This is a genomic window from Leclercia sp. UBA5076 (assembly GCF_002416465.1).
Classification (GTDB): domain Bacteria; phylum Pseudomonadota; class Gammaproteobacteria; order Enterobacterales; family Enterobacteriaceae; genus Enterobacter.
Window position 1 is genome coordinate 486,718 of sequence record NZ_DIAO01000004.1, and the last position, 15,361, is coordinate 502,078.

The following is a 15,361-nucleotide window of genomic DNA, read 5'->3' on the forward strand; positions in this document are numbered from 1 at the left end:
CGATGCCGCCACCCGGCAAAAACTCAACCTAAATACTCAATTACCGACAGCCCGCCGTTGTAGTCGGTGCTGTAGATAATCCCCTGTGCATCGACAAACAGATCGCAGGACTGGATCACCTGCGGGCGGTTGGGTCGCGTATCCATCATTTTCTCCGGTGCGGCAGGCACCAGCGCGCCGGTTTCCACCGGACGGTAGGGATCGGAGATATCATAGGCGCGCATCCCGGCGTTCTGGTAGGTGGCAAAAATCAGCGTTGAGCTGACAAAGCTCCCGGGGCGGTTCTCATGTAAATTGTGCGGCCCGAAATGCGCCCCTTTCGCCACATAATCCCGCTCGTTTGGCTGCGGGAAGGTCGCGATGCTGACCGGGTTCGATGGCTCGCGAATATCAAACAGCCAGATCAGCTTCTCCCCATCCTCCTGATTGTCGAGCACCGCTTCATCCAGCACCACCAGCAGATCCCGGTCCGGCAGCGGCAGCGCGGTGTGGGTGCCGCCACCAAACGGCGGGCTCCAGTTGCGATGGCTGATCAATTTCGGCTGGCTGCGATCCTTTACATCCAGCAGGGTCAGGCCGCCGTCGCGCCAGCTGCCGTAGGCGGTATCCCCGGCGATGATGGCGTGATGCAGGGCGTAGCGTTTGCCTTCCGGCCAGTTGGGGGTCTCCCCTGCCGCCTGGTTCATCCCCGGCAGCCACCAGCGCCCCGCCACTTCGGGTTTGCGCGGGTCCGCCAGATCGATGGTCAGGAAAATGTAATCGGTAAAGCCGTCGATCAGCGCCGAGACGTAGGCCCAGCGCCCGCCCACGTACCAGATGCGGTGAATGCCGATGCCGCTTAGCGACAGGAAGCTGATTTCCCGCGGCTTATCCGGAGTGGAGATATCAAAGATGCGCAGCCCGGCGCTCCAGCCTTTGTCCTGCACGTCGCTGACCGTCTCCCCCACCTGGCGGGTGTAGTAGACCTTTTCGTCAGCAAAGCGGGCATCGGCAAACAGATCCCGGGCGTTGATCACCAGCAGCAGATCGTCATGGGCCTGCAGATGCACGTTCCAGGTGCCCGGCGGCGCAGGCACATAGCCCGCCGCCTTCGGGTTCTTTGGATCGCGCACGTCGACGATGGAAAAGCCCTGCGACACCATATGCCCAATATAGGCGAAGCCGCGATGCACCATCAGCTGCACGCCGTCCGGGCGTCCGCCCTGGTCGCTGTGGCCGATTAAGCGCATATTGCGGCTGTATTCGGGGGTGGGTAATGCGGTCACACAACCTCCTGTTGCCCGGTGGCGCTGCGCTTACCGGGCCTACTGTCCGTAGGCCGGGTAAGGCGCAGCCGCCACCCGGCAAAGTTTATTTAGCCTTCGCTTCCAGCGTCGCGAACCACGGGGCGATAAAATCGTCGGTCTGGCCCCAGCCTGGAATGATTTTGCCTAAAGAGGCCACGTTCACCGCACCCGGCTGGGCCGACAGCAGCGCCTGCGGAATAGCCGCGGCTTTAAAGTCATAGGTCGCAGGCGTCGCTTCTCCGGCAATTTTATTGGCGATCAGACGCACGTTCGTCGCGCCAATCAGCTTCGGATCGACCGCCACGCTCACCACCCACGGGCTGCCCGCTTCGCGCATCAGCTGCAGATCCTGGTTGGAGATATCGATGCTGTAGAGTTTGATCTCGGTGCGGCCATTCTCTTTCAGCGCTTTATAAGCGCCCTGGCTGAAGGCATCCCAGGTGCCCCAGATGGCGTCGATCTTGCCTTTCGGGTATTTCGCCAGCACCGCGCCCACCTTGTTGGCGGTGTCGCCCTGCACATCGGACGATACCGCCCCGATGGACTCCAGCTCTTTAATGCCCGGGTTCGCCTTCAGCAACGCCTGGTAAGCGGTCTGACGGCGCTCCATCGGCGGGAAGCCCGCCACCCATAGCTTGATGATGTTAGCCTTGCCGTTGAAATCCTTCACCAGTTGGCCGAACGAGAGGTTGGTCAGGGAGGCGTCATCCTGCTGGGTCACCGTCACGCCCGGGATCTCGCCGTTCACCGCAGTATCAAACACCGCCACCTTGATCCCGGCATCCACCGCCTTTTTCACCAGCGCGGTGGAGTACGGGTCACGCCCCTGAGAGAGAATAATCCCGTCATACTTCTGGCTGATGGCCTGGTTAACGAAGTCCTGGAATTTGGCATCGTCGCCGTTGCTTAAAAAGGTGCTGACCTTAAAGCCGAGCTTTTTCCCTTCCTGAATCGCCCCGGCCACAAACTGGGTGGTGTTGTCGTCGGAGCCGAGGTTGCGGATCACCGCGATGCGGATCTGCCCCTCATGGTTGGCAATCGCCGCCGGCACCGGCGCAGGGGTCGCCGCATAGCCCGGCAGTGAACTCAGTAATCCCAGCGTCAGCAAAGAGAGTGCAACTTTTTTCATTCTGTTATCCCGTTGTGTTGTTAGCGTTTTTGTACGTACGTCATCGCCAGTGCCACCGCAAGCACCAGCCCTTTTATAATGTCCATGGCGTAATAGGGTACCGAGAGCATCACCAGCCCGTTGGAGAGCACCCCGAGGATCACCGCCCCCACCAGGGTGCCCAGCGCGTTCGGTTTACCGGAGCCCGCCAGCGAAAAGCCGATCCACGCCGCCGCCACCGCATCCATCAGATAGCCGCCGCCGGCATTCACCTGCGAGGAGCCAATGCGCGAGGCGAGCAGAATCCCGCCCAGCCCCGCCAGCAGCGAGGCGATCACATAGGCCGCCACCTTGTAGCGGGTGGTGCGGATCCCGGACAGGCGCGCCGCCTCCGGGTTACCGCCAATGGCATACATCCGGCGACCGTGGGTGGTGAGCGACAGCCCCAGCTGCGCCAGCAGCGTCACCGCCAGCATGATAATGACGATGGTTGGCACCTGCCCCAGCGCGCCAAACGTCGCCGGAATAGTCCCCTCCGCCATGTCGCCGCTCGGCAGGACCATGTTCTCGGTGATCGACCCGCCATAGCTGTAGGTCATCGCCACCCCCTGGATCACAAACAGGCTGGCGAGGGTGGCGAGCATGTCGGGAATGCGCAGAATGACGATTAAAAAGGCGTTAAACAGCCCCACCAGGGTGCAGAGCGCCAGAGTGATGAGAATCGATTCGGTGGTGCCGAAGCCGTGCCAGACGAAGAGCGAGATCACCAGCGCATTCGCCAGTGACGCCGTCGAGCCCACCGAGAGGTCAAACCCGCCGATGGTCAGCGAGATGGAGACCCCGACGGCAATCACCGTCACGATGGCAATGGAGCGCAGAATGTTGATGATGTTGTTGGGGTCGAGGAAGTTCTCCGACGCCAGGCCGAAAATGGCCACCAGCGCGACCACCGTCAGCAACATGCCCCATTTATAGAGAAAATCGAAAATGTGCTGACGGCCAGACACCGCCTCGTTGACTGAAAGGGCCTTGCTCACGACGCCGTTCCTCCGGTTGAATAATAAAGTAATGTCTCTTCCCGGGCGCTTGCCCCGTCCACTTCCGCCACAATGCGCCCGTCCCACAGCACGCAGATGCGGTCACACAGCCCCACCAGTTCGGCGAACTCGCCCGAGGCGTAAATCACCCCTTTACCTTCCCGCGCCAGGCCGTCAATAAGCTGGAACAGATCGGTTTTGGCCTTCACGTCCACCCCTTTGGTGGGCTCGTCGAAGATCAGCACCTGGGCGTTACCGCGCAGCCACTTGCCAATCGCCACCTTTTGCTGGTTGCCGCCCGACAGACGGCGCAGTACCTGCCCTGGCCCGCGGGTGCGCACACCCACCCGGGCGATCACCTCTTCGGCCCAGCGCCACGCCTGGCGATGACCAAACAGGCTCCAGCGTGAAAAGGAGTTATCCGCTGACACAGCCAGGTTCATGCTCACCGGCTCATCGATAAAAATGCCCTCTTTACGCCGCTCCTCCGGCACCAGCGCCAGCCCGCGCAGCACGGAGTCTGCCGGGTCGCGCGGCGTCCACGGCTGCTGGTTCAGCTCGCCCTTCGCCACCTGGCTTTTGGTCGCGCCAAAGAGCGCCTTGCAGAGCTCGGTTTTTCCGGCCCCCGCCAGCCCGGCGATACCGAGAATCTCCCCCTTACGCAGATGCAGGGAGATATCCTTCAGCAGCCCTTCGTCGTGCAGCCCTTCCACCCGCAGCAGCGTTTCGGCGCTGTGCTTTGGTCGCGCAGGAGGGTAGATATCGGTCAGCGCATGGCCGAGCATCTTCTCGACAATCGCCTCCCCACTGAGATTCGCCATCGGGCCGGACTCAATCAACTTGCCGTCGCGCAGCACCGTTAAGGTGTCGCAGATCGCCTTCAGCTCATGGATGCGGTGGGAGATAAAGACCACCCCGATCCCCTGCTGTTGCAGGCGGCGCACAACCGTGAACAGCCGCTCGCTTTCGTGGGCATCCAGCGGCGCGGTAGGTTCGTCGAGAATAAGAAAGCGGCAGTGATGGGAGAGCGCCCGCGCCAGCAGGATCTGCTGCTTTTCTGCCAGGGTGCAACTGTCGATGGAACGTCGCACGTCGAGGGAGACGTCGAGCTGCGCCAGCGCCTGCCGGGCCTGCTCCCGCATCGCGCCCCAGCGAAAGCGGTGTCCCGGCTGCGCCAGATGGTCGAGCATGATGTTTTCTGCGATGCTGAGGCCGGGGATCAGCGCCACGTCCACCTCCTGCTGCACCAGGTGGATACCCAGCTGTTTGGCCTCCACCGGCTCACGAATGATGACGGGCTGATTGTTGATGCTGATTTCGCCCGTATAGTGGGCGTGCGTCCCGCACAGCACCGCCATCAGCGTGGATTTCCCGGCGCCGTTCGCGCCCGTGAGCGCGTGCACCGATCCGCCCGTCAGGGTGAAATCCACCTGCGACAACGCCTGAAAGCCAGAAAAAGCCAGGCTGATGCCGCGCATCTCGAGGCGACTGGTTATCATCCGCTGCAATCCTGTATTAATCTTTTGATTTATAGAATTTTTCACAGCACTGGCTGGCTGGCAACGACGGAAAAAGCATAAGATAAAGCAAAATAGTATTAGCCATCCGGATGTCCAGACATAACATCAGGTTAGCGCTTCGCAAAAAGGAAACCCTCATGAGCAACACTGACATCCGCGTCGTTCCCGGCCCGGCAAACTACTACTCCCACCGCGGCGCTCTGGCTCGCCTGGACGATTTTTTTACCCCGGAGCAACTCTCCCGGGCGGTATGGATCTACGGTGAACGCGCCCTGGCCGGGGCCCGACCGTTCCTGCCGGACAGTTTTGACGCTGCCGGAGCAAAACGGCTGCTCTTTAAAGGCCACTGCAGCAAGCGCGATGTGAATCAGCTTGCAGAAGCCTCCGGCGCGGATCGCAGCGTGGTGATTGGCGTCGGCGGCGGCGCGCTGCTGGATACCGCTAAAGCAATGGCCCGCCGTCTGGGTCTGCCGCTGGTGGCTATTCCCACCATCGCGGCCACCTGCGCGGCATGGACCCCGCTGTCGGTGTGGTACAACGACGCCGGGCAGGCGCTCCATTTTGAGATCTTTGACGATGCCAACTATCTGGTGCTCGTCGAGCCCGAGATCGTCCTCAACGCCCCGGCAGAGTACCTGCTGGCGGGGATCGGCGACACGCTGGCGAAATGGTATGAAGCGGTGGTGCTGGCTCCAGAGCCCGAACACCTCCCGCTGACGGTGAGGCTCGGCATTAACGGGGCGCTGGCGATCCGCGACGTGCTGCTGGCGCACAGCGAGCAGGCGTTAGCGGACCAGACGCGGCGCGAGGTGACGCGTGAGTTTCATGACGTGGTGGATGCCATTATCGCCGGTGGCGGCATGGTCGGCGGGCTCGGGGAGCGCTACACCCGCGTGGCGGCAGCGCATGCGGTGCATAACGGCTTAACGGTGCTGCCGCAGACCGCGCCATTCCTCCACGGCACCAAGGTGGCATACGGGATCCTGGTGCAGAGCGCCCTGCTCGGCCAGGACGAGGTGCTGCGCGAGCTGGTCGCGGCCTACCAGCGCTTTAACCTGCCCACCACCTTGCGTGAGCTGGAAGTGGACATCCATAACCGCGAGGCGCTGGACCAGGTGATCGCCCATACCCTGCGCCCGGTAGAGTCGATCCACGCCCTGCCGATCGCCCTGACGCCGGAGGTGCTGCGCGCCGCATTTGAAAAAGTGGAAAACTTCAGCCACCCGGCGCATTGACGCCGGGAACTGGCCCTCTATACCTAATGATGATCATCACCACTCTCGTAACGAGGTCATCATGCAGATCGACTTAACAGGTAAAAAGGCGCTGGTAACCGGTGCCAGTCGTGGGTTAGGCCGTGCCATTGCGCTCTCCCTGGCACGCGCCGGCGCCGATGTCGTTATCACCTATGAGAAATCCGCCGATAAAGCCCAGGCCGTCGCGGATGAGATCCGCGCGCTGGGGCGGCGCGCCGAGGCGATCCAGGCGGACAGCGCCAGCGCTCAGGCGATTCAGGATGCCGTCACCCAGGCGGCGCGCAGCCTCGGCGGGCTGGATATCCTGGTGAACAATGCCGGGATTGCGCGCGGTGGTCCGCTGGAGACGATGACCCTGGCGGACATTGATGCCCTTATCAACGTCAATATTCGCGGGGTGGTGATCGCCATTCAGGAGGCGCTGGTTCACATGTCCGACGGCGGGCGCATCATCAACATCGGCAGTTGTCTGGCGAACCGCGTTGCCCAGCCCGGCATCGCCGTTTACTCCATGACCAAATCGGCGCTCAACTCCCTGACCCGCGGGCTGGCGCGCGATCTCGGCCCGCGCGGGATCACCGTCAACCTGGTTCACCCTGGCCCAACCAACAGTGACATGAACCCGGAAGATGGCGATCAGGCCGCCTCCCAGCGTCAGCTTATTGCCCTCGGGCACTATGGTCAGCCAGAGGATGTCGCCGCCGCGGTGACCTTCCTTGCCAGCCCCGCCGCCGGGCAGATCTCCGGCACCGGGCTGGATGTGGACGGCGGGCTGAACGCCTGACGCCTGCTCGCAGTTTTGATGTTAGCCTCTGTCGTCCGGCAGAGGCGTTTTCGACCCGCCTCGACAAACTCACTTTTGCCGCTTTTTCCGCTCTCCCCCTCGCCCTACAGTACCCCATAAGACATTCGGAATTTATCTAATAGTCTTATTATTTCCTTATATTTCGTGTGGGCGTATAGTGGAGGTACGGATGAAGATTGTCTGGTCAAAAACCGCGGAGAAACAGTTAGCGAAAATCGATCCCCGCTATCGCTGGCGCATTGCACGCAGGCTGGCGAGTCTGGATGACCACGCCGCTCCCGTGGCGGATATTAAAAAATTGTCCTCACCCGAAAACCACCATCGATTGCGGGTGGGTGATTACAGGGTCATCTACACCCTTGAGAATCAGCAAAGTGATACCTGTTATGTGGTATCCGTTAAGCGTCGAACAACAACCACCTATCTTCATGAGGAGCAGATGGAATATGACTGTGCAGTTGATTAAGGATGAAGAGGGAAAAACGCAATATGCCGTCATTCCGTACAGGGACTATCTTCGCATGCGCTTAGCCATGCTGGAGCAGGATGACGACGATGAAAGCGAATGGGAAGACATTCCTTACGAATCAGATATCTACGATAGTGTTGGCTTGCCGGGAGAGGTCTGCAACATAATGCATAGCGAAAATGTCAGCCTGCAGGCGGCCTGGCGCATCTACCGCGGCCTGTCCCAGCAGGAGGTGGCCGACAAGCTGGGCATCAGCCAGTCCGCCGTATCACAGCTGGAAGCCGTGGATTCCCGCCCGCAAAAACGCACCCGCGAAAAGCTGGCGGCCATTTATGGCTGTAAGCAGGAGCAGATCAGCCTCTACTTACCGAAAGAGGGTTAACAGCACTTCGCGCCGCCTTTACCGCCGTAGCGGGCATCCTGGCGATCGCGGAAAAACGCCTCGTAGGTCATCGGCGTCTGGTCAGGATGGTTGACGCGCATATGCTCGACATAGTTGTCGTAGTCCGGCACGCCGATCATCATTTTTGCGGCCTGCCCTAAATATTTACCGGCTTTTGACAGGGTATCGAACATCGCTCTTCTCTCACAAAAAAGGTAGGCCGGGTAAGCGCTAGCGCCACCCGGCACACAGGTTAATGCGCCCCTTTCGCCTGGGTCACAATCTCTTCATAGTTGGCCGGCATCGGCTCATACGGCGTCTCTTTCGCGGTAGGTTTGTCCTGTTTCAGGGCGGCCAGCGCGGTCTTCAGAGAATAGAGCGCCAGCACCACAACCACCACCATAAAGAAGATGGTCAGCCCGGCATCCAGACGGTTGTTAAAGACCAGCTGCGAGAGCTGGGACTCGGTATACTGCGCCGGGATCTTGCCGCTGTCGATCATCGCCTGGAACTTGTTGGCGATGGCCAGGAAGCCCACTTTGGCATCGCTGCTGAAGGCTTTCTGCCAGCCTGCGGTCAGGGTACAGATCAGCAGCCAGGCGGTTGGCACCAGGGCGACCCAGGCGTAACGCTGACGTTTCATCTTGAACAGCACCACCGCGCAGAGCATCAGCGCCATACCGGCCAGCATCTGGTTAGCGATACCGAACAGCGGCCACAGGGTGTTGATGCCGCCCAGCGGATCGACCACCCCCTGATGCAGGAAGTAACCCCACGCCAGGACGCAGAGCGCCGTCGCCAGCAGGTTCGCAGGCAGCGATTCGGTGCGTTTGAGGCCGGGGGAGATCACCCCCAGCAGATCCTGCAGCATAAAGCGCGCCGCACGTGTCCCGGCATCCACCGCCGTCAGGATAAAGAGCGCTTCGAAGAGGATGGCGAAGTGATACCAGAACGACACATCCATCAGACCGCCCAGCGCGCCGTGCAGAATGTAGGCCATGCCCACCGCCAGGGTCGGCGCACCGCCCGCGCGGGAGATAATCGACTGCTCGCCCACCTCGTTGGCAATCTGAGAGAGAGTATCCGGGGTAATGCTAAAGCCCCAGCCGCTGACCACCTGGGCCGCAGAGGCCACCACGTCCGCCGTACCGGCAGGCGCCAGCACCGCAATCGGGCTGTTCATCGCAAAGTAGACGCCCGGATCGATAATGCAGGCGGAGACCAGCGCCATGATCGCCACGAAGGACTCCATCAGCATGCCGCCGTAGCCGATAAAGCAGGCCTGGTTTTCATTCGCCAACATCTTCGGCGTGGTGCCGGAGGCGATCAGGGCATGGAAGCCAGAGACCGCGCCACAGGCGATGGTGATAAACAGGAACGGGAACATATTGCCGGACCAGACCGGACCGGTGCCATCAATAAACTTCGTCACCGCCGGCATGGTCAGGGTCGGGCGCATGATCAGAATGCCAATCGCCAGGCCAACAATGGTGCCGATTTTCAGGAAGGTGGAGAGGTAATCGCGCGGAGCCAGCAGCAGCCACACCGGCAGCACCGCCGCTACAAAGCCATAGCCCACCAGCATCCAGGTCAGCTGCACGCCGGTATAGTCAAAGTATGGCGCCCAGGTTGGGCTCTCGGCCACCCAGCCGCCGGAGATAATGGCGAAGACCAGGAAGACCAGGCCAATCACCGACACTTCGCCGATGCGCCCCGGGCGCAGGTAGCGGATGTAGATCCCCATAAAAATTGCCAGCGGAATGGTAAAGGCGACGGTATATGTCCCCCACGGGCTGTGGGTCAGGGCTTTCACCACGATCATCGCCAGCACCGCAAGGATGATCACCATGATCATAAAGCAGGCCACCAGCGCAATCACCCCGGCGGTCGGGCCCATCTCCTCTTTTACCAGCTCGCCGAGGGAACGCCCGTCGCGGCGGGTGGAGACGAACAGCACCATAAAGTCCTGCACTGCGCCTGCCAGCACCACCCCGGCGAGGATCCAGATCATCCCCGGCAGGTAGCCCATCTGCGCGGCCAACACCGGCCCCACCAGCGGCCCGGCCCCGGCGATAGCGGCAAAGTGGTGACCGAACAGCACTTTTTTATCGGTTGGCACATAGTCCAGCCCGTCGTTATGGCGCACCGCTGGCGTCATGCGCGTCGGGTCAACCGAGAGGACGTTATGGGCAATAAACTTGCCGTAAAAACGGTAGGCAATCAGATAGATACAGACCGCTGCGACGACTATCCACAGCGCATTGATCTGTTCACCGCGGTTGAGGGCGATATAGCCCAGCGCAAAGGCACCCACCACGGAGAGCCCTGCCCATATGAGGTATTTCCCTGAGTTATTCATGATATGGTTTCCATCATCGCAGAAGTGAGATGTTACATTTTGTATCTATAACACTCGCTTAAGATTTAACAACTCAACCACACGTAAAAACAGACATCCAACCAGTCATTTACATAACATTGTTAAGCCGATCACTTTCACCCCGTCCCGCGGCGGAGGACCTTAATTAAAACAGGGCTCAGCGCTGAAATGCCACCCGGCAAACAGCCGCATCGAACCGTAGGCCGGGTAAGCGCAGCGCCACCCGGCACACAGCCGCACGCTCTACCCCAACACCATCGTACTCAACCGGCAGGTACAGCAGCGCCGTCCCTGCTCGTCAAACACCACAATCTCCCAGCTCTGGCTGGTGCGCCCGAGGTGCAGCGGCTGACACACCCCGCGCACCTTGCCCTGCGCCACCGCCCGGTGATGGGTGGCGTTCAGCTCCGTGCCCACCACGCTCTGCCCGTCGCGGGTCATCAGGAAGCCAGCCATCGACCCCAGGGTCTCCGCCAGCGCCGCCGACGCGCCGCCGTGCAGTAAACCAAACGGCTGATGAGTGCGCGTATCCACCGGCATCTCGGCCTCCAGGGTGTCATCCTCCAGCCGGGTGTAGACGATCCCCAGATGCGCCACCATCGTATTCAGGCTGGTAGCGTTCAGCGCCTCCAGCGATAAATGACGTTTCCAGATCATCTAGGCCCCCAGCGTGGAGCCGCCGTCCACCACGATATCCTGCAACGTGATGTGGCTGGCGTGGTCGGAGGCGAGGAACAGCACGGTGCTGGCGATCTCCTCTGGGCGGGCGATTTTACCCAGCGGAATGCCGAGCTTGAACTGCTCGCCAAACCCGCGAATACGCTGCTGCTCGGCATCGTCGCTTTTCCACAGGGTGCGCTGCATGTCGGTATCGGTGGAGCCCGGCGAGACCAGGTTAGAGCGCACGCCGCTCCCCGCCAGCTCCAGGCCGACGGTGAGCGCCAGACTTTTCAGCGCCGCTTTCGAGGCGCCGTAAGCGCTCATGCCGATGCGCGGCGTATGGGCCGCGTCGGAGGCCACGGTGACAATCGCCCCGCCCTGCTGACGACGGAACTGGCCCATCGTCTGCTGGAACAGGTTGAACGCTCCACCGACGTTGACCGCAAAGGTCTGCTGCCAGTCCGCCTGTGAGAGCTGGTCGGTGGCGCCCATGCGTAAAATACCGGCGGCATTCACCAGCACATCAAGCCGCTCGAGGCTCGCCAGCAGACGCCCGCAAACCGCGTTGACCTGCTGCGCATCCGCCACGTCCAGCACTTCGGTGGCAAAGGGATATTCCGCCTGCGGGAAGGCGACATCAAAGCCCGTCACCTCCGCGCCCGCCGCCGCAAACGCCCGGGCCGTGGCGTAACCGATGCCTTTTCCGGCCCCGGTCACCCAGACAGTTTTACCCGTGAAACCCAGCATCATTTCACCTCGCGGGAGAGCAGCGCCCACCAGGCATCAAGGGTCGGGTTTTTCGCCAGCATCACGAAGTCGATATCGCCGTGCACTTTGCGCCAGCGTGCCGCCAGGGCCATCATCCGCACCGAATCCAGCCCGTAGTCGATCAGGTTTTCATCATCCATCGGCTCGTCGGACTCATCCAGCAGAGGCAGGATGAGCTCGCGCAGCGCCGCTTTGCTGGTTGGCAGCGAGGGCAGCAGCTCGTCGGTAGTCACCACGCGCCCGGAGCGACCGGCCACATAGTTGAGCGACATCAGGTGCTCGTCCCGGGTGAAGTCTGCCAGCGCATCGGCGACGAAGAATGGCTGGATGTCGCGCATAAAGGCGTCAGTAGCGGTGGTCATGCAGCCGATATGGGCGTACACGCCGGTGATAATCAGCTGGTCGCGGCCGCTCTCTTTGAGCATCTGCTCCAGTGGCGAGCGGTGAAACGCGCTGTAGCGCCACTTCACCAGCACGGTGTCGGCTTCGTCCGGCGTCAGTTCAGCCACGATGCGCTGCTGCTCCGGCGAGCGGGTCAGGCCCGGCCCCCACATGTCGTTCAGCAGGGCGCGGTCCTCATCGCTCTGCTCTTTCGGCTGGGCGGTGTAGTAGACCGGGATCCCCTGCTGTTTGCAGTAGTCACGCAGCCGGGCGATGTTCGCCACCACCTGCGCCATCATCGGGCAGTTCTCGCCCCAGAAGTTGAGGAAATACTCCTGCATATCGTGGATCAGCAGCGCGGCGCGCGCGGGCTCCATCGTCCAGCTCACTTTATTGGTCGGCAGATCTGCCGCGCCCGGCAGCGTGTAACCGGTTAATTTTGGAATTGCCATCGTCTTGCTCCTCAGCCCCGGGCCCGTTCGACCAGCCACAGGCGTAATTGTTTTTTATCCACTTTCCCTACCGGCGTCAGCGGCAGTGCCTCCAGGCACTCGACGCGATCCGGCAGCTTAAATTCGGCGACGCCCTGCTCGCGCAGGAAGCGGCGCACCTCCACCGCTCGCAGGGGCTGTTTCACCACCAGATACGCGCAGCTCTTCTCGCCCAGCAGGCTGTCTTCCATGCTGACCAGCGCGGCGTGGATCACCGCCTCGTGGCGCAGGAGCAGGTTTTCCACCTCTTCGGCGGCAATTTTTTCACCGCCGCGGTTAATCTGATCTTTCTCACGCCCCTGCACGGTGATGTAGCCCTGCTCGTCAATGGCGATCAGATCCCCGGAGCAGTAAAAGCCGTTCTCATCGAAGGCGCTGGCGTTGTGCTCCGGGCTCTTGTAGTAGCCGCGGAAGGTGTACGGCCCGCGGGTCATCAGGCGCCCCACCTCGCCGCGCGGCAGCGGATTACCGTGCTCATCGGCCACCCACACTTCGTCATCCGGGCACATCGGGCGACCCTGGGTATTGATAATGCGCTCCGGCGTATCATCCAGCGCGGTGTAGTTCACCAGCCCTTCGGCCATGCCAAACACCTGCTGGAGCTGACAGCCGATCTCAGCCGGAATACGGGCGGCCAGGGTGGCGGAGAGTCGCGCCCCGCCCACCTGCAACAGTTGCAGGGATGCCAGCTGCGCATTGCCCGCCCCCTCGCTGATAGCCTGTAACCACAGGCTGACCGCAGGCGGCACCAGCGAGGTGACGGTGATCTGATGTTGTTCGATTAGCGGGAAGCAGAGCGTGGCGCTCGGATCGTTCGCCAGCACCACGCAGCCTCCGGCCATAAAGACCCCCAGCGAGCCGGGGGAACTCATCGCGAAGTTATGCGCCGCCGGGAGTGCGTTCAGGTAACGGGTATCCGCGGTAATGCCGCAGATTTCGTTGCTGCGACGAATGCTGTAGTAATAGTCGTTGTGGGTGCGCGGGATCAGCTTCGGCGTGCCGGTGCTGCCGCCGGAAAGCTGGAAGAACGCCACTTCGTCCGCCGGGGTCGGGGTGGCGATAAAATGTTCCGCCGGGCGGGCAATCGCTGCCTCCAGCCCGTCTCCACGCAGCAGCACCGTGCGCACGGAACGGTGCTGGTCAACAAAGGTGTTGAGGAAGTCGTCGCCAGCAAAGAGACCGTGAGCGCGATCGGCAATCAGCAGCGCGGGTTCAATCTGGCTGGCGTAGGCGTTCAGCTCGCTGCGCTGATGGCTGAAGAGGGCATTAACCGGGGCCACGCCCACCTGCAACAGGGCGAAAAAGGTGATGTAGAACTCGGCGACGTTGCCCAGCTGTACCAGGGCGGTTTCACCCCGCTGAACGCCCTGCGCCTGCAACGCCGACGCCAGGTTATTGACGGACTGCTGGAACTGGCGGTACGTGATGCGGCGTTCGCCGTCGACTAACGCCCACGCGTCGCTGTCGCCGTGGCGGGTGAGAATGTCCGTCAGGGGCAGATCCTGCCAGTAACCTTTTTCACGATAGCGGCGGGCAAATTCGTCGGGCCAGCGGGTAAAGGGAAGGGTCATGATTAATCCTTAATGCAAACCAAAAACGTTGAGCATGGTGGTCAGCTTCACGCCGGTTTCACGCCATTCGGCCACCGGGGAAGAGGCCGGAACAATCCCGGCACCGGCAAACAGACGTACGCTGTTGGCCTGAATACGCGCGCAGCGGATGGTCACCACCCACTCGCCGTTGCCTTCGCTGTCGCACCAGCCGACGATGCCGCCGAACAGCTCGCGGTCAAACGGCTCCAGCTCGGCAATCAGCTCCTTCGCCGCCTGGTGCGGGAAGCCGCTCAATGCCGGGGTCGGGTGCAGCAGGCAGGCCAGGGTCAGGGCGTTCTCATCTTCACGCGCTTCGCCTTCCACCGGGGTGGCGAGGTGCCACAGGGTCGGGGTGGTGATGAGCTGCGGCGAGGCGGGCATGGTCAGCCGATGGCTACGCGGAGCCAGCACCGCCTTCATCGCCTGGGTGACCAGCTCATGTTCGTGGCGATCTTTTTCCGAGGCCAGCAGCTTGTTGCCCGCCTCGCGATCGAGCATGTCATCCGGCTGACGACGAGCCGAGCCTGCCAGCGGCAGGGAGCTGAAGTGCGCCCCCTCTTTACGCAGCAGCAGCTCCGGGCTGGCGCCCAGCAGCACCCCGCCATCCTCCAGCGGGACGTGGAAATTAAAGCTGGCCGGGTTCTGGGCGATCAGTTTTTCCAGCAGCGCGCCGCTGTCGAGTTTCTCTTCGGTTGCGATATCGATCAGGCGCGACAGCACTACCTTGTTGACGCGCGGAGTGGCGGTCAAAACGGCGGCGCGGGCCACCATCTCCTCAAAGGCTAACTGGGCCGGGATCTCGGTGCGGGATTTGACCGTCAGCGGTGAGGTTCGGGCGGCATAGCGGGCAGACTGCTGACGCGCCGGGCGGGCAAATGATTGCCACAGCTCCGGGATAAACAGCGATGACGGCTGGCGGGTATCGAAGGGGATAGCCCCTACCATCACCGGGTTGCTGATGCCAGCGGCTTTAGCATTGGCAAAGGCCTGTTTCAGCTGCTGCTGGAATGGGCTTGCCGGATCGTCGCCGCCAACGGCGGGAGTGGAAAAACGGGCAAAGCAGCCAGAGGTGGTGAAACTGCGATAGGGCGACATAAAGAAGAAGCTCTCTTTTTGCAGCCGGGTCGCGGTGTGCTGAACATCCTCAGCCAGTGACGTATCCATATCATCCTCCTGAAATGATAAAAGCAGTAAGAATTATTATCATTTATATTTTCGCTGGCTAA

15 protein-coding genes are annotated in these 15,361 nt (G+C 61.5%); 4 read left to right on the plus strand and 11 right to left on the minus strand.

The features are described from left to right. Positions 1–23: 23 nt before the first annotated feature. From B3X29_RS05970 to B3X29_RS05985, 4 genes are all read right to left on the minus strand, one after another. Positions 24–1,265 (minus strand): LVIVD repeat-containing protein, encoded by a 1,242-nt coding sequence (locus B3X29_RS05970; RefSeq protein ID WP_290512930.1) that lies wholly within the window; start codon positions 1,263–1,265, stop codon positions 24–26. 85 nt (positions 1,266–1,350) lie between these two features. Next, complete coding sequence (locus tag B3X29_RS05975; protein WP_156238044.1) at positions 1,351–2,415, minus strand: sugar ABC transporter substrate-binding protein; 1,065 nt, start codon at positions 2,413–2,415, stop codon at positions 1,351–1,353. A gap of 20 nt (positions 2,416–2,435) precedes the next feature. After that, positions 2,436–3,431: an ABC transporter permease gene (locus B3X29_RS05980; protein ID WP_156654079.1), complete on the minus strand. Its 996-nt coding sequence runs from the start codon at positions 3,429–3,431 to the stop codon at positions 2,436–2,438. After that, complete coding sequence (locus tag B3X29_RS05985) at positions 3,428–4,930, minus strand: sugar ABC transporter ATP-binding protein (protein WP_103178638.1); 1,503 nt, start codon at positions 4,928–4,930, stop codon at positions 3,428–3,430. The genes B3X29_RS05980 and B3X29_RS05985 overlap by 4 nt, the downstream gene beginning before the upstream one ends. A 158-nt stretch (positions 4,931–5,088) precedes the next feature. Here B3X29_RS05985 and B3X29_RS05990 point away from each other — a divergent pair, with 158 nt between their 5' ends. The 4 genes from B3X29_RS05990 to B3X29_RS06005 all read left to right on the plus strand — a co-directional run bounded on the left by B3X29_RS05990 (position 5,089) and on the right by B3X29_RS06005 (position 7,863). After that, complete coding sequence (locus tag B3X29_RS05990; RefSeq protein ID WP_159339304.1) at positions 5,089–6,186, plus strand: oxidoreductase; 1,098 nt, start codon at positions 5,089–5,091, stop codon at positions 6,184–6,186. 61 nt (positions 6,187–6,247) lie between these two features. After that, on the plus strand, positions 6,248–6,991 hold the full coding sequence (locus tag B3X29_RS05995; RefSeq protein ID WP_103178636.1) for an SDR family NAD(P)-dependent oxidoreductase: 744 nt from the start codon (positions 6,248–6,250) through the stop codon (positions 6,989–6,991). Positions 6,992–7,181: 190 nt separating this feature from the next. Further along, positions 7,182–7,478: a type II toxin-antitoxin system RelE family toxin gene (locus B3X29_RS06000; RefSeq protein WP_103178635.1), complete on the plus strand. Its 297-nt coding sequence runs from the start codon at positions 7,182–7,184 to the stop codon at positions 7,476–7,478. Continuing rightward, entirely contained in the window at positions 7,459–7,863 is a 405-nt protein-coding gene (locus B3X29_RS06005; RefSeq protein ID WP_103178634.1) for a helix-turn-helix domain-containing protein, read from the plus strand. Before B3X29_RS06000 ends, B3X29_RS06005 begins: the two co-directional genes overlap by 20 nt. Here B3X29_RS06005 and B3X29_RS06010 read toward each other — a convergent pair. The 7 genes from B3X29_RS06010 to entC all read right to left on the minus strand — a co-directional run bounded on the left by B3X29_RS06010 (position 7,860) and on the right by entC (position 15,299). After that, positions 7,860–8,057 (minus strand): YbdD/YjiX family protein, encoded by a 198-nt coding sequence (locus B3X29_RS06010; protein ID WP_014169079.1) that lies wholly within the window; start codon positions 8,055–8,057, stop codon positions 7,860–7,862. The two genes, B3X29_RS06005 and B3X29_RS06010, sit on opposite strands and share 4 nt — an antisense overlap. A 59-nt stretch (positions 8,058–8,116) precedes the next feature. Further along, positions 8,117–10,222, minus strand: a complete 2,106-nt coding sequence (gene cstA, locus B3X29_RS06015) for a pyruvate/proton symporter CstA (protein ID WP_156654077.1) — start codon at positions 10,220–10,222, stop codon at positions 8,117–8,119. A gap of 264 nt (positions 10,223–10,486) precedes the next feature. Further along, positions 10,487–10,900: a proofreading thioesterase EntH gene (entH, locus tag B3X29_RS06020; RefSeq protein ID WP_159339305.1), complete on the minus strand. Its 414-nt coding sequence runs from the start codon at positions 10,898–10,900 to the stop codon at positions 10,487–10,489. Beyond that, complete coding sequence (gene entA / locus B3X29_RS06025; protein ID WP_201304717.1) at positions 10,901–11,653, minus strand: 2,3-dihydro-2,3-dihydroxybenzoate dehydrogenase EntA; 753 nt, start codon at positions 11,651–11,653, stop codon at positions 10,901–10,903. Beyond that, a complete protein-coding gene (locus B3X29_RS06030) occupies positions 11,650–12,504 on the minus strand; it encodes an isochorismatase (protein WP_159339306.1) in 855 nt (284 codons plus the stop codon). The genes entA and B3X29_RS06030 overlap by 4 nt, the downstream gene beginning before the upstream one ends. 11 nt (positions 12,505–12,515) lie before the next feature. Continuing rightward, on the minus strand, positions 12,516–14,114 hold the full coding sequence (gene entE, locus B3X29_RS06035; RefSeq protein ID WP_159339307.1) for a (2,3-dihydroxybenzoyl)adenylate synthase EntE: 1,599 nt from the start codon (positions 14,112–14,114) through the stop codon (positions 12,516–12,518). Between the two features lie 9 nt (positions 14,115–14,123). Beyond that, the gene (gene entC, locus B3X29_RS06040; protein WP_159339308.1) at positions 14,124–15,299 is read right to left on the minus strand and encodes an isochorismate synthase EntC; all 1,176 of its coding nucleotides are present in this window, start codon (positions 15,297–15,299) and stop codon (positions 14,124–14,126) included. Positions 15,300–15,361 lie beyond the last annotated feature (62 nt).

What these genes read in the sequence shown, in the direction of transcription:
- B3X29_RS05975 (WP_156238044.1), bottom strand. Translation starts at nt 2,415, where the DNA reads ATGAAAAAAGTTGCACTCTCTTTGCTGACGCTGGGATTACTGAGTTCA.
- B3X29_RS05985 (WP_103178638.1), bottom strand. Translation starts at nt 4,930, where the DNA reads ATGATAACCAGTCGCCTCGAGATGCGCGGCATCAGCCTGGCTTTTTCT.
- B3X29_RS05990 (WP_159339304.1), top strand. Translation starts at nt 5,089, where the DNA reads ATGAGCAACACTGACATCCGCGTCGTTCCCGGCCCGGCAAACTACTAC.
- B3X29_RS05995 (WP_103178636.1), top strand. Translation starts at nt 6,248, where the DNA reads ATGCAGATCGACTTAACAGGTAAAAAGGCGCTGGTAACCGGTGCCAGT.
- B3X29_RS06000 (WP_103178635.1), top strand. Translation starts at nt 7,182, where the DNA reads ATGAAGATTGTCTGGTCAAAAACCGCGGAGAAACAGTTAGCGAAAATC.
- B3X29_RS06005 (WP_103178634.1), top strand. Translation starts at nt 7,459, where the DNA reads ATGACTGTGCAGTTGATTAAGGATGAAGAGGGAAAAACGCAATATGCC.
- B3X29_RS06010 (WP_014169079.1), bottom strand. Translation starts at nt 8,057, where the DNA reads ATGTTCGATACCCTGTCAAAAGCCGGTAAATATTTAGGGCAGGCCGCA.
- cstA (WP_156654077.1), bottom strand. Translation starts at nt 10,222, where the DNA reads ATGAATAACTCAGGGAAATACCTCATATGGGCAGGGCTCTCCGTGGTG.
- entH (WP_159339305.1), bottom strand. Translation starts at nt 10,900, where the DNA reads ATGATCTGGAAACGTCATTTATCGCTGGAGGCGCTGAACGCTACCAGC.
- entA (WP_201304717.1), bottom strand. Translation starts at nt 11,653, where the DNA reads ATGATGCTGGGTTTCACGGGTAAAACTGTCTGGGTGACCGGGGCCGGA.
- B3X29_RS06030 (WP_159339306.1), bottom strand. Translation starts at nt 12,504, where the DNA reads ATGGCAATTCCAAAATTAACCGGTTACACGCTGCCGGGCGCGGCAGAT.
- entE (WP_159339307.1), bottom strand. Translation starts at nt 14,114, where the DNA reads ATGACCCTTCCCTTTACCCGCTGGCCCGACGAATTTGCCCGCCGCTAT.
- entC (WP_159339308.1), bottom strand. Translation starts at nt 15,299, where the DNA reads ATGGATACGTCACTGGCTGAGGATGTTCAGCACACCGCGACCCGGCTG.